The 13957-nt window shown below is 45.9% G+C and carries 13 protein-coding genes; 1 reads left to right on the forward strand and 12 read right to left on the reverse strand.

The genetic code is table 11. The features are described 5' to 3' along the window. Positions 1 to 102: 102 nt before the first annotated feature. The 7 genes from msrA to MHB49_RS26870 all read right to left on the reverse strand — a co-directional run bounded on the left by msrA (position 103) and on the right by MHB49_RS26870 (position 6327). Positions 103 to 621 carry a peptide-methionine (S)-S-oxide reductase MsrA gene (gene msrA, locus MHB49_RS26840; RefSeq protein ID WP_405153671.1) on the reverse strand — a complete coding sequence of 173 codons (519 nt, stop codon included), beginning with the start codon at positions 619 to 621 and terminating at the stop codon, positions 103 to 105. A 166-nt stretch (positions 622 to 787) separates the two neighbouring features. Continuing rightward, entirely contained in the window at positions 788 to 1045 is a 258-nt protein-coding gene (locus MHB49_RS26845; protein ID WP_017686880.1) for a GlsB/YeaQ/YmgE family stress response membrane protein, read from the reverse strand. A gap of 492 nt (positions 1046 to 1537) precedes the next feature. After that, a complete protein-coding gene (locus MHB49_RS26850) occupies positions 1538 to 2842 on the reverse strand; it encodes an AAA family ATPase (RefSeq protein ID WP_405153672.1) in 1305 nt (434 codons plus the stop codon). Further along, positions 2842 to 4281 carry an RtcB family protein gene (locus MHB49_RS26855; RefSeq protein ID WP_405153673.1) on the reverse strand — a complete coding sequence of 480 codons (1440 nt, stop codon included), beginning with the start codon at positions 4279 to 4281 and terminating at the stop codon, positions 2842 to 2844. Before MHB49_RS26855 ends, MHB49_RS26850 begins: the two co-directional genes overlap by 1 nt. Positions 4282 to 4351: 70 nt before the next feature. Then, entirely contained in the window at positions 4352 to 4543 is a 192-nt protein-coding gene (locus MHB49_RS26860; protein ID WP_405153674.1) for a hypothetical protein, read from the reverse strand. 372 nt (positions 4544 to 4915) lie between these two features. Continuing rightward, positions 4916 to 5734, reverse strand: a complete 819-nt coding sequence (locus MHB49_RS26865; protein WP_405153675.1) for a TerC family protein — start codon at positions 5732 to 5734, stop codon at positions 4916 to 4918. A 278-nt stretch (positions 5735 to 6012) separates the two neighbouring features. Then, complete coding sequence (locus MHB49_RS26870) at positions 6013 to 6327, reverse strand: DUF3817 domain-containing protein (RefSeq protein ID WP_247899018.1); 315 nt, start codon at positions 6325 to 6327, stop codon at positions 6013 to 6015. Between the two features lie 163 nt (positions 6328 to 6490). Between MHB49_RS26870 and MHB49_RS26875 the strand changes: the two genes are divergently transcribed. Continuing rightward, positions 6491 to 7591 carry a glycosyltransferase family 4 protein gene (locus tag MHB49_RS26875; protein WP_405153676.1) on the forward strand — a complete coding sequence of 367 codons (1101 nt, stop codon included), beginning with the start codon at positions 6491 to 6493 and terminating at the stop codon, positions 7589 to 7591. Between the two features lie 23 nt (positions 7592 to 7614). Here the strand turns inward: MHB49_RS26875 and MHB49_RS26880 are convergent, their stop codons facing one another. From MHB49_RS26880 to pulA, 5 genes are all read right to left on the reverse strand, one after another. Beyond that, the gene (locus tag MHB49_RS26880; protein WP_405153677.1) at positions 7615 to 7977 is read right to left on the reverse strand and encodes an HIRAN domain-containing protein; all 363 of its coding nucleotides are present in this window, start codon (positions 7975 to 7977) and stop codon (positions 7615 to 7617) included. A 45-nt stretch (positions 7978 to 8022) separates the two neighbouring features. After that, the gene (locus MHB49_RS26885; RefSeq protein WP_090903915.1) at positions 8023 to 8988 is read right to left on the reverse strand and encodes a YafY family protein; all 966 of its coding nucleotides are present in this window, start codon (positions 8986 to 8988) and stop codon (positions 8023 to 8025) included. Positions 8989 to 9258: 270 nt separating this feature from the next. Next, positions 9259 to 9777: a hypothetical protein gene (locus MHB49_RS26890; RefSeq protein ID WP_405153678.1), complete on the reverse strand. Its 519-nt coding sequence runs from the start codon at positions 9775 to 9777 to the stop codon at positions 9259 to 9261. A 309-nt stretch (positions 9778 to 10086) separates the two neighbouring features. Continuing rightward, complete coding sequence (locus MHB49_RS26895) at positions 10087 to 10719, reverse strand: 50S ribosomal protein L25 (protein WP_405153679.1); 633 nt, start codon at positions 10717 to 10719, stop codon at positions 10087 to 10089. Between the two features lie 279 nt (positions 10720 to 10998). Further along, complete coding sequence (pulA, locus tag MHB49_RS26900) at positions 10999 to 13881, reverse strand: type I pullulanase (protein WP_405153680.1); 2883 nt, start codon at positions 13879 to 13881, stop codon at positions 10999 to 11001. Between the last annotated feature and the right edge of the window lie 76 nt (positions 13882 to 13957).

The raw sequence follows: 13957 nt of genomic DNA on the forward strand, positions 1-13957 counted from the left end.
TAAGCGTTGAATCAAAAAGCCGGGAAAGTTCCTGTTGGAACTCTCCCGGCTTCTTCAATGTGCCCTCATGTGAATTGTGTGAGCGGGTCTAATATAACAGAATTACTTTTTCCAGTTCTCTTCAATAAATTCGTCCCGTCCGGAAATGGCACGGTCTTCTTTATAATGCTTCTCATTTTTCTTATGGTAATCCTGATGATAATCTTCTGCCGGATAGAATACAACTGCATCCCGAATCTCCGTCACAATCGGTTGATTGAATCGCCCACTTGCTGCCAGCTCCTGCTTGGACTGTTCAGCGAGTTCACGCTGACGTTCGTTATGGACAAAGATCGCTGTCCGGTACTGGCTCCCGCGATCCTGAAATTGCCCTCCGTCATCGGTTGGGTCTGTCTGAGGCCAGTATAGCTCCAGCAGACGTTCATACGGAAATACCTCTGGATCAAATGTAATTTCAACAACCTCGACATGACCGGTCTCCCCGGTTTTGACCTGCTCATATGTTGGATTATCGACGTGACCGCCGGTATAGCCAGATACAATACCATGAATGCCTGGCTGCTCTTCAAATGGTGTAACCATACACCAGAAGCATCCACCGGCAAATGTAGCCTTTTCCATGCATACTCATCCCTTTCTTATATACCTATATCTTAAAACAAAAAGAGGTTGATGGAAAGCCACGTCTGTGGACTTCCATCAACCTCTTCAGAAGCATCTGTTATATTAACAGTTATTCAAACTGCTTGTTGACGCATCACTGTAAATTCAAGAGATGTTGAATTCGTTACCCGCGGCTGCGACCCATAGAACGGAAGATCAAGCTCACGATCGCTACAAGTACGATGGCACCGATTAATGCTGGTACAATGTAGAATCCGCCCATTTCTGGACCCATGTCTCCCAGAATCACTCCGCCTAACCATCCGCCGATAAAACCGGCAATGATGTTACCGATAACGCCGCCGGGAATGTCACGACCAACAATCAGACCTGCCAACCATCCAATGATACCACCGATAATTAATGACCATAACCAACCCATATCATTCACCTCTAATTAAAGTTTTTGTTGTTGTCTGTCTACTATTAACCGCTACAGAAGCATTTAAACAATTAGCATGAAAATTGTTGTATATTACCTTTTGTTCATATGCCCTTCCCTCTGTTCAACAGCCTATAACAAGGAATTATAAACAGAGTGCGTCACTTCCGGGCATCTTACACAGTTCAAGACTGCGTTATGTACCTCCCGAAAGTCATTGTATGTTGATTCAGACAGCCTTAGTATAACCAATTGAGGTGAGAATATTTTTAGGTCTATTTTAAAAATTTGTCGTTCAGCAAAGCAGCCGTTCCGGTTACGAATCGTTCTTACGATCGCTGTTATCCCCGGATTTTTTTGCATTCCCTTTATAGAAGGGAAAATCCGTTGATAAAGGCGCACGCTTCGCTTCTTCAGAATCGATTTCGTAACCTCCACTACATTATCCTTATCTGTCCAAAAATTTTTTAAATCCTAAAAATGATTTAGATATTAATAAAAACCTGCACGACCCTTGCCTGGCTGGGTCAGCCAGTTGTGTTTATGACTCTTGTCCAGTTCTCCTCGCATCGCCTGAATAATCCGCACAATGTCCGTCTTTCCATTCTGGTGCCATTCCAGCGCTGCACTGACATATAGCTCTCCAAGCTGGGCAAGAGAGAAGGTATCCGTTAATCGTGCAGCTTCAAACGTGCCTTCTTCCCCTGCAAAGACAGCAAAGCCTCGTTGGTTTAAATATTGCAGGCGCAGCCCTTCGTCCGGTAGTGGTATTTCATAAGCCCGATCAAACCGTCCGGCACGGTTCATAAGCCCCGGATCTATCTTCTCCGGATAATTCGTTGTGCCAATGAGGAAAATGCCTTCTTTGGACGTTGCCCCATCCAATGTATTCAGGAAAAAGGAACGAACTTCATCCGGCATGGAATCGATATCCTCAATAATCAGCACCATTGGGGCCAATCGTTTGGCTGCTTCAAACACTTCACGCACCGATTCACTGTTTGTGTATTCGGTAATTTGCCAGTAGGCCGCAGGCCCCGGAATGCTCCCGGCAATCGATTTTACAAGGGTAGTCTTGCCGTTCCCGGGATGACCGTAGAGCAGAATTCCACGCTTATACGGAATATTGTACTCTCGATAAAAGGAGCGATCCGCCTCAAAAAACTGGTCCAACGAACGGAAGATATCCTGTTTAATTTGCGGGGAAAGCACGACCTCATCTCTCCCCACAGAGCGGGTAATAGATTCGACATGACGGTCACTGCCATTGCGGGCATCCGTGTACACCGTTACCTTTTTCATATTTTGCTGCCGTTCCCGTTCTCTCACACTGCCCAAAAACTGCTTCAATTCCACTTCTCCTGTAGCAAAAACGAAATCTTCATTGTAGATCCCATTCTCCCGAAAGAATGGAATCCGGACGAGAGCCACGCCCCACTGGGGATAGGCAAAAACATTGTTGCGAATCGAATAATGCACACCATAGGTTGGTGCATCGCCATCATCTTCATAGTGCAGAGTACGCATCTCCAGATCTTCGAAAATCCGGGCAACCAATTCCACTTCCGTGCTGTTGCTTTGCAGATCTTCTTTTAGCAGATCCCAGTATTCACTGTTCGGATCATCGCTGGCATAGAGTTCATAACGAACGCCGTATCGATTGCCAAGCACTTCAATGATGCCCCGAATCAAGCGGGCATATATGGCATAGCCTTCGTTTCGGATTTGACTGTCTAGTTGCTCTTCATAAGAATAGATGACTCTATCATGATTCAATTGTTCTTTCTCTATCGTCATTACTTAGCTCCCTTCACAGCGGCAAGTGGCTTACATTTGGCTACAACTTGAGCCAGACCTGCGCCGGTAACACTATCAATAATTTCATCGACATTTTTATACGCTTGCGGTGATTCATCAATAATTGATTCAAGTGAACGCTGGTTCACCACAATCTCGTCTTCAGTTCCCACGCCAAGCGCAGAGGCAAAGTCCTCTATGGTAACCAGGCGCTTCGTTGCTGTCCGCGAACGAATACGTCCTGCTCCATGACAGATCGAATAATAGTTATCCTTCCCCTCGGGTTGACCTACCATGATATACGAAGCAGTCCCCATTGAACCGGGAATAAGCGCGGGATGACCTGTTGCTAGGTATGGCTTTGGATTATCGGAATGACCTGCAGGCAATGCACGAGTAGCTCCTTTACGGTGTACAAAGACGGAACCCTGATCCTCATGTGATTCCTCCCAGGCATAGTTGTGCATCAGATCATAGAGGGTGCGGAATTCACATTTTGGACCAAACACATCCCGAAAAGCTTCGCGAATTGCATATGCAATCAGATGGCGATTCACTACGGCATAATTCAACGCAGAATACATCATATTGACGTAATGGCGACCTTCCGCATGTTCGAGCGGAGCAAAAACCAGTCTTGGATCGGATGTTCCCACACCATTTCGCTGCATCACTTTAGCGATCGCCGTTGAACTGGTTTGGCTTACATACCCGCCCCAGGCACGGGAACCGGAATGAATCATGACAACAATTTGGCCATCATACAGACCCCAGGCTTCCGCAATCTCCCGGTTTTCCTCGGCAATCTCAATCGCTTGAATCTCGGCAAAATGATTGCCTCCGCCCAAAGTTCCCAACTGGCGATGAGCCCGATGCCAAGTCATATCCGGTACCAGATTCAACACTTCCTCATCAAAGGCAAACTTACTGCTCTCTACATGAGTGATGGAAGTTGATTTCTTCGGTGTATAGCTGTCCGGGATATATTTTTTGGGTAGGCCATGCAGGCCTTTGCGCACAATATGCTCCAAACGAATATCCGAGTAATGACCGCGCTGATTTGCCTCCATCGGCAGCACTTTCTCAATGGCTTTCACGATTTTACGGCGCAGCTTCACATCTTTCAGATCGTCCTTGTGCAAGTTGGTCATATGCACTCGCATACCGCAGCCGATATCACTGCCTACAATCGATGGGGATACATATCCACTCTTGGCATCCCATACCGCTGTTGTGCCGATACAGGTGCCTACACCGACATGCACGTCAGGCGTATAGCTCATGTAGGAAATACCGGGAATTTGAAGATTGTTATTTGCCATCTCGAACACTTTATAATCCAACGAGGAGAACAGTTGTTGTGCCGCATATACTGTTAAGTCCCCGGCAGGCAATTTGACTTCATGTCGATAGCCATCTGTGAGTTCATTTTGACTCATAAATAAATTAGGTTGTGTATTCATAAATGTTTATTATTCCTTCCTGTACGTTCAGCTAATTCGGTTCATTTCAAAAGTTGGACCTAAGTTCTTCCAAATTCATATTCATTTTCATATTCATATTCAATACAACAAAAAAAGAAGCCGCGGACAGTTCGCCCGTGACTTCTTCATGACAATAACGTAAAACAAAAGCAACATAAACATGCCGCATCTGTTCTCCATTGCTATATACGCCGAGAGTAGCATATCGATTAATCATGTTCCAAGGTAAACGATCGATATGCATCTTCCCCTATGTCGCCCGCATGAGGCCAAAGAGACGATGAACTGGATATACAATTGTGTCTGTGCTATGGAGTGTCATTGTGAATTTCAAATCGTAACCAACCATCATGTCTCTCGGCCTCCCTTCATTAATATTACGTTTATATTAAGCGGACTCGTTTCGATGTGTCAACCCTTTTCTTGGAAAATACCCTGTTTGCATATGCATTAGTTTTAATATCGTGCCAATAACTTATATAAAAAAAGCAGGGCCTGTAAGGAACAGACCCTGTGTACTCATGCATATCATGATGTTAGATAACGATTATTGTTGTTATCTGTTTCGAGCGATTTGAATTTTATTTTTTTATTTCCCTGCTTGTTTTTCCAGCTCTTCCACCGGATTTTCATCTTCTTTCTCAGGCACCTTGGAAGACAGGAACCAACCACAGACGGCAATCGTAATCAGCACAATGTAAAATCCAAATTTCCAAATTTTATTTTCCGGGAAATGCTCATCCAGAACGCCCAAAGAAGGGTGTGCTAGTGTAATAACCGCCAACTTAACCCCAACCCAGCCGACGATAACGAAGGCTGCAACTTCAAGACCTGGACGAGAATGAAGCAGCTTAACGAAGAAGGAAGCCGCAAATCTCATGATGACAAGACCGATAAATCCGCCGAGGAAGATCACGATAAATTGTCCACCGTCAAGTCCGCCGATCGGAGGCAGACCACTTGGCGGCAAAGCAACAGCCAGCGCCACAGCTGCGAGGATGGAATCGACCGCGAACGCGATATCCGCCACTTCTACCTTGAATACAGTCATCCAGAACCCGGATTGTTTTTTGGGTTTTTTAGGCGCTGTATCAGCCGCTTCATCTGTTTTGTTTCGGCTACCCATAACCTTCTTGATAATGTGGTTAATCGAGATGTACAAGAGATACAGGGCCCCAATCGCTTGAACCTGCCATACATCCACCAGGAAAGAGATCAGGAACAACGAACCCAATCGGAAAATGAACGCACCCATTAACCCATAAAATAACGCTTTTTTGCGTTTATCATCAGGTAGGTGTTTAACCATAATCGCGAGAACTAATGCATTATCCGCTGCAAGCAATCCTTCCAAGACTACTAATACGACGAGAACCCACCCATACTCCAATAATAATGACAAATCCAAAACTGATTCCTCCTTAGTATCCTTATGATGTACAAAAAAAAGGACCTTTACCATTACTGGTAAGGTCCTTTTTATCCACAAAAAGAGACCTTTACCCAGTATGAAAACTTGGTAAAGGTCTCGCTAACAACAAAATTGCTGCCAATAAAGCCGGGGATGGAATCCCGAACTGACGACTTTACTGTGAAAGCTACTCCCCTTTAACATCAGGAATATTTAGTTTTAAGTTGAAACGGGTTCAATAACTGTTTTCATCATATTCATAACGGTAATCAAAGTCAAGCTTTATTTGACTGGCTATGGATCAGCTTGCGGAAGACCAGCAGATCATAGATAAAATTGCCCAGTGGGATAAAGGAGACAAAAAACAACACAATTGGACGCCGTAAACGCCATTTTTGCGTGGTATAAAGACTCACCATAAATAATAAATACATCAGAAATAAAAAGCCATAAATGTTGCCAAACCACGTGACTGCCTGAGGCATGATGCCAGAATCCCGCAATGGAAAAGCAACAAATAACAGCAGCAAATATGAAAGCCCCTGCAACCACAACAACAGTCGAAAGCGGCCGAATGTTGAATGTAACATTTTTTTCCTCCTGCTTCTAAATACGCGCAACAAATTTACTGCACCTCGTACAGTATATCACAAAAACGAAAATCACCCTTGTTCCACAGGAGCCAAATTCATCCTATGCACATAAGATATATGACCAAGATTGCTGCGAATATGGACAAGGAGGAGCCTGTTAATGAAAATAGCCCTGATCGCACCGGAAAAATTGCCAGTCCCAGGGAACGGATCAGTCGAAATCTGCATTTTGGGCATTGCTCGTGAACTTGCACTCCGGCACCAGGTGACGATCATAAGCCGTCAGATGCCCGACCTTGCCATTACAGAGCAAATAGATGGCATTACCATCCGTCGTATGCCAGCAACCAACCCCACCGAGTATACAAAGGCAGTGATTCGATTTCTGAAAATTCAACCTTTCGACCTTATCCAGGTAGACAACCGACCACATAGTATGGCTGCAATTAAACGCGCTTTTCCTTTGCTGCCCGTGGTACTCTATCTTCACTCATTAACCTTTGCACAACCCGGGCCTGCAAGATTAGCACTCTTAAAAAAAGCCAATTGGATTGCCGTTAACAGTCGATCCCTCAGGCAAAGGCTGGGTCGACGATTCCCATCCCTGAAAGGACGGATGGGTGTTGTGCCACTTGGCGCAGACTTAAGCCGCTTTTTGCCTGCAATAAAAGGAGAGAAGCAGCTTCTGCGGAAACAGTTCGGTATTACAGAGCCATTCGTCATTCTGTATGTGGGCCGACTGATTCCCGGGAAAGGTGTGGATGTACTTATTCGGTCCGTAGCTATTCTTCAACAACAGGTAACTGTGCAGCTGATCATTGCAGGGAAAGGACCTCCAGTATATGTCCGCAAACTGCGGCAGCTTGCCCGGAAATTAAAGGTTAATGCAGCCTTTCGAGGTCAGATCTCCCATGAACGCATTGACCGTTTGTACCGGGCTGCGGACTGCCTGGTATGCCCTTCCCAAGAACATGAAGCCTTCGGACTGGTTAACGTTGAAGCTATGGCTTCGGGAATCCCTGTCATCGCTTCAGACAATGGAGGCATTCGTGAAATCATTGAATCCGGGAGTAATGGATACCTAGTGAGACAGTATCGCAACCCCCGAAGTTTCGCTGCTTACCTGTATAAACTGGCAGACAATCCTTCTCTCGCCCGTTCTCTTGGAGAAGCTGGTCGTGCCAGTGCTGTGGAACATTTCAGTTGGGTCCAGACAGCCCTACATCTTGAAGCAGCCTACACAAGACTTATCCGCGAATAAATCCTGTTATACCCTTGCGTCGGTCAGGCTTTTTCACGCGACTGCCAATCTGCAATAAAGTTCTCCATATGTGGAACAGGAACATACAACATCTCAATTAATTCCACAATAATCATATCTTTCATGGTAAATCTCACTTTAGCGCAGGTCTGTTGGCGGAAAGCATCATAAATTCCTGAGCCTGTCCAGCAGCCGTGAGGAGCGAGCAGCGGATTATTAACAATATATCCCACTGTTCCAATGGGGGGCACCACTACCTTGATGGCTTGGGGGTCTACCCGATTATCGGGGTCCTTGACCAGAAACAGGGTATCGCCTACGTTTAAAGCTTCCACACCATGAAAATTTTCCATTCCATACATGGCAACAAATAATTTGGTACTCATCACAAAATCTCCTTTTACACATTTATTAATTTAGAAAGGTTGAAATTATTGATCTTCCTCATAATGCTTCATCCATTCTATGAGTTGTTTACGAATTTCTTTACGATATTCGCGGGGTTCAAGGACCTCCGCTTCGGGGCCAAATTGATATAACCATTTGAGGAATTCACGACTACTGTTCAGCGTTACTTCAAATAACAATCCGCCATCAGGCAAATCCGTCATTCGTGGGCGAACAAACATCTCTTCTTCTTTTATGTAGGGGGCCACTTTCTCAGTGAATCTTACTTTGAAATGGATAAGTTGATCCCCACGATCAATGGACCATGTGTTTTTCATGAATTGCGTTATGTTGAAATCACCCATAACAAAACGGGTATTGGTCTGTATAACGTCCAGAAAGCGACTGATCCGAAACAAACGGACTTTCTTCAGCAAGTGACAATAACCAATCAGGTAGAAACGCTGATCGCGCGGAATGAGGTAATAGGGGTCAATGTCCCGAACCGTTATTTCATTTTTCGTAAGTGTGTGATATTGGGTTCGAATCGTTTGTTGATCCAGAATGGCTTCAATCACTGGAATAAGCAAATTGGGATACTTCCCTTCTTCCCGGTATGCAGGTGTGCCCATACGAATAATACCTGCGATATTTTCTACAATGTCACTATTTCTCGATTTCATTTTGGTATGGGCTGTCATTACCTTGTCAAAGGCTGAATCGAATTCAGCCGGGAGCTGCGAAGTATCCACCACGGATGGAAGCATGGAGAACACCATCGCTTCCTGTTCGGTAAAATCCAGAGGATACATGGCAAATTCACCAATGAATCGATACCCTTTGCCATAACCTTCATTCATGATAGGGGCAACCCTGTCCAAAATTCGGAGATCGCGATAGATCGTGCGCACAGTTGTACCGCATTTCAACGCCAATTCTTTGGCGGAAATTCCGGGATTCGCTTGTATAGCCTGAAGTATACGCAGAAGACGAATTAATTTCTCTGTCATGTAGTTTCTCCCCTTCGATATTTTATCGGCAAGGAAAACTAGTTCCTTTAGTCCGGTACTAAATCTTTAGTCCCAAACTTTTTTTCGCAATTTCACCTTATGTATATAGTTCAATCGCACTTATTCAGCTTATTAAATATACATTCTCTTACTTGCTTGCGTAAAATATTAACCACAAGTCCTTATACCTACGCCTGATAGCCTATTGGGAATTCAAAAAAATCAAAAAAATCTTGTCTCTTTAATCAGAGACAAGACTTTTCCATTTGTTTAATTGTGCATCTGCGATAATTGAGTCAGTACATTGACCATATGGTCGCATAGATCAGGAATATCTCCCATCTGATCTTCATTTACATTGCGGTCAAAATGTACTTCAGCTGTGATAGAATAAGTTGCTGGCTGATCTTCAAAGATATAATGAATATGCTGCAACTTTCGTTGTTCCGGCCAGCTTTGTTGTAATATGGAGCTGATGGAAGGGCATTGAACCTCAGGATCATTAACTACCAGCCTGAATCGCAGTCGCAGACGGCAGCCCGATGAACTTCCTGGTGTCTCCATAATCTCAGCCGCGAGATCCTCAAGCGATGTGCTCAGTACCACTTCACCTGTCACGTCAGGGCAATCTCTCAGGCTGAATTGCAGCACGAACTCTCTGGACATACGAGCCATCTCAAGTTGATCCTTCCGATCCGTTATGGAGATAAGTTCATCCAAATTATCCAGATCATACAGGTGATTTTCGAAACCTACTTTTAAATTGTCATAAATCGTCGGATCAAACATGATGTGAAACCTGCTTTCTTGTTCAAATTATACCCGATTGCTCGGCTTCTCTACGGTTAAACGGCTTCCACTTCTATCGAAGTAAATGGTTTACTTCGAAATCATAGTATACTGTAACGCTGTTCCACGCAAACAGACCCTCGTCAGCATCCTAATCAACCATAACCATGTGGCAATATGTCATGAGTCAAAACGGCATTCGTTATCGCGCATCTTCTCCAATTCCAAGTTTGGCCCTTTCCAACATAAAAAAAGCCCGGTCATCACGACCGGGCTTGGTTAAGGTTCAGATTATTTGATATCTGACTCCTATTCTTCTTTGGCTGGTTCTTCTGATGCTGCCGGTTCCGCTTCATCAGCAGAAGCCGTAGGCTCTTCCTCAGCCGCTTGTGGCGGCATCACGGAAGCGATGATGGAATCGCCTGGAGTCACCAGAGTCAGACCTTTATCCAACTTGATATCTGCGGCTGTCAAACGATCACCAATTTCCAGTCCGCTGACATCCACCTCAATAGAGGTTGGCAGATCAGCCGGAAGTCCTTCGACCTCCAGTTGAGTTTCCTGTGTCTGGAACACACCGCCTGCCTTGGAGCCGGCTGCGGTACCTTGGAAGTCGATGGATACACTAACGCTGATCGGCTTGTTCTTCGAAATTTGCAGGAAGTCCACGTGCAGCAGACGCCCATTGCGTTCCTGCTGATCCTTGATCAGCACTGGAACCGTTTTGCCACCCTCCAGATTGAGGTTGAACATCTCGGAACGACCTGTGCGTGCTACTTTCAGCATTTCTTTTTCATCTACATGTATCGCGGCACCTTCCAATCCCGGGCCATAAACGACAGCCGGAACTCGTCCGCCTTGTCTTAACAGGCGCAAAGCTGCACCTTTCTTTTCAGTTCTTGGTGTTGCCGTAAGTTGAGCCATTTTTCCGTTGGATTTCATGATTGAACATCCTCCTTCAAGGGATCCTTACTTCATATTTGTTAGAAGCCATAAGCTTCTATCCTAGACCAGAATGGCCTTTTCATGCGTGGCCGAATCTGGGGCCATATCTATATTTACCCCAATGAATGACCATCTCAAACACTAACTTGTACAGTTTTTTTTATTTTCCGGGTGAAGTGGATCTTTTTGATAAATAAAAAAGCAGCCGGAATACCCTCCGACCGCTTGTTAAGCATATATTTTAAACCAATTGTATGAACGTTATAACCTGGCCAGTTATGCGCTGTTACGATCATCCTCGTCATCACTTTCACGGATAACCTGCATCTGATCTGACCCACTTTGAACGATGATCTGCACATCTCCGTCTTCAGGACCGATATCAACATAACGATCTCCACAGGTATCTTTGGCTTCCCATTCATTAAGCCGAATAATTAAGCCCAGATGATGCAGTCCTGCAGCCACCCGAAAACGTGCTTCGGCTGCTTTGCCCACACGCTCAAGCGGGACAGCTCCATCTTCCATGCCTGTGCCCCACACCCAGACATCCCATCCCTCATAACGCTGATCTTCCCGTTCATATCGGAGCGTGACAATTCGCGAAACAGGTTTATGAATTTTGATATGGAATGACGCCTGAATCCCTCCAGCCTCCGCGATAATCTGGGTGGACCCGGGTGTTAGAGCGCGAACAATTCCTGCTGTACTGACTGCTGCATGATCGGGATGAGACGAACTCCACCGTATATTCATCCCTTGCAAAGGCTGGCCAAACTGATCCAGAACCAAAGCGCGGAATCGACTGACACGTGTGGAGTACATCACGGATTCCCCAACAATTTCAATACGCTCCGGATGGAGGTGGTCCACCTGCAGCGCACACTCTGCGGTAATCGAGCCACAATGGACGCTAATCGTCGCTTCTCCAGTTGTTTCCCCCGTATGAATGATTCCATCGGATTGAATCGCAATCACGTGCGGATTCGAAGAGCTCCAAGTCACAGATGCATTCTCCACCACATTACCAAAACGGTCTCTCACCGATGCTCGCAAGCCAGCAATCTCTCCGACACTGTATACTAGACGCGGCGAATGAATCTCAATCACAGCCGGTTCAACACCGCCAGGATACTCCGTGTCATACAGTACCATCAATGACCACCGTTCTACCCTTGCAGTTCCGCTCACCGTCTCAATGCGGTCTGTACCTGCCTGATGGTCATTCACCACGATATGCCAGTCACCCTCCGGCAGACTCACTTTCTGCTGCTGACCCGTTCCGTTATATATCACCACAATCTGATTCCAGGTATCCTGATTCGCTCCGTGATCCAGTGTAAATGCAACCACATTTCCTTCTGCACGCATTATGCGAAGATGATTTCGTACCTGCTCGGCGTTAATCATGCGAAAGGCCGGATGTGTGCGGCGTAGATGAATCAGACCGCGATAATAGTCAAATACAGGTCTGAATCGAGCTTTGTTAGCCCAAGTGATCGTATTTACGGCGTCCCCGCTGCGATAGCTATTGTGATCTCCTGCTTTGGATCTCAGCATTTCATCCCCTGCGTGGAGAAATGGAATTCCCTGCGAAGTAAGCAAAATTCCTGTTGAGAGCAAGGAACGACGGACCATTTCATTATCCAGTACATCATCCGAATTGACATAACGATAAGGGTCTGCCGCCTTAACTGCAGATTCCGCACTGCCTCCTTCCACAGGCTGTCCGTCCCTCCATACCGGGTAACCGAGATCATGCCTGAGGTACATCGTTGTTGCAATTTTGTCCCACAGGTTGAGATTATCATGTGCCGTTACATAATTGACGGATTCCACAGGTGAAGATGTGAAATCATCCAGCGCTCCGGCTACACCCATTGCAATTTCGTATTCCTTACCATCCGCTCCGGTAACAAAGCCTTTGCCGAAGCCGTCACTGTCCCCTTTGATGGCACTGCGAAAATGATCGTTAAATACGGAAAATCCCTGACCACGCTGTGTTCCTTTTAATGTTTTCCGTTCCAGAGGTGAATCTCCGCCTGTCCATGGCTCCCCGTAAATCAGAAAAGCCGAATCAATCTGTTCTCTCAGCTCGCGGGTCAATTCGTTCATCGTGTCCGTATCGATTAGACCCATAAGGTCAAAGCGAAATCCGTCCACATGATATTCCTCTGCCCAATACAGGAGGGAATCCAATATATATTTTCGCACCATTGGCCGTTCTGTAGCCAGCTCATTGCCTACACCGGAACCATTGCTCAGTGTTCCGTCCTCACGATAACGATAATAGTAACCCGGTACAATTCGTTCAAAAGGTCCATCATCCACACTATACGTATGGTTATATACCACATCAAGCACGACACGAATGCCTTGTCGATGCAAGGAATGAATGAGCGCCTTGAACTCCCTGATTCGAACCTCAGGGTCACGCGGGTTGGTCGCATAGGAACCTTCCGGCACGTTATAGTGCTGCGGATCATATCCCCAGTTGTATGGCATTCTTGCGTTCGAACCAGCGTCAATCGTCGCTGCCAGTTCATCAATGGTCTGATAATCCGCTACAGGCAGAAGATGCACATGCGTAATGCCAAGTTCGACAAGATGGTCTACCCCGATGGAGTTTCCGCCTCTGTCCGTCAATCCGGAAGCCGTAAATGCCAAATATTTGCCCTTATAAGGAATATCGGCATGGGGGTCGGAAGAGAAGTCACGCACATGTAATTCATATAGAACTGCATCTGCCGGACGCAGAAATACAGGCTTCACATCCTCTTCCCAATCCACCGGATCGGTTGTATCCAAGTCAATTATGGCTGTTCGCTGTCCATTCGCCGATACAGCACGAGCGTAAGGATCGGGTGCCACGGCAATATGCTGATCATCATGCGTAATGTGATACATATAATAATGTCCTGCCCAATCCCCTTCAAGCTGCGCACTCCATACTCCATCCGGGTCACGGGTCATCGACTGTTTCTGTCCGTCCTCATGTTCGGTTACTTTACCATTTGCATCGTAATGTCCCTCATCATCAAAAATGAGTACGGAAACCTGCTGTGCTGTAGGTGCCCACAGCTTGAATGTGCTTGCTGTACGCGTATATGTTAAGCCAAGATCGTTGCCTTCATAACGAAAAGATGTCCATTCCGGCATCGTTCCCACCGCCTTTATATCCATTGATTTCGTGTTGTCCCGATGTTACGGAGCGGGACGTCATTTGTCAACCCGG

This window comes from Paenibacillus sp. FSL K6-0108 (genome assembly GCF_045040695.1).
Classification (GTDB): domain Bacteria; phylum Bacillota; class Bacilli; order Paenibacillales; family Paenibacillaceae; genus Paenibacillus; species Paenibacillus pabuli_B.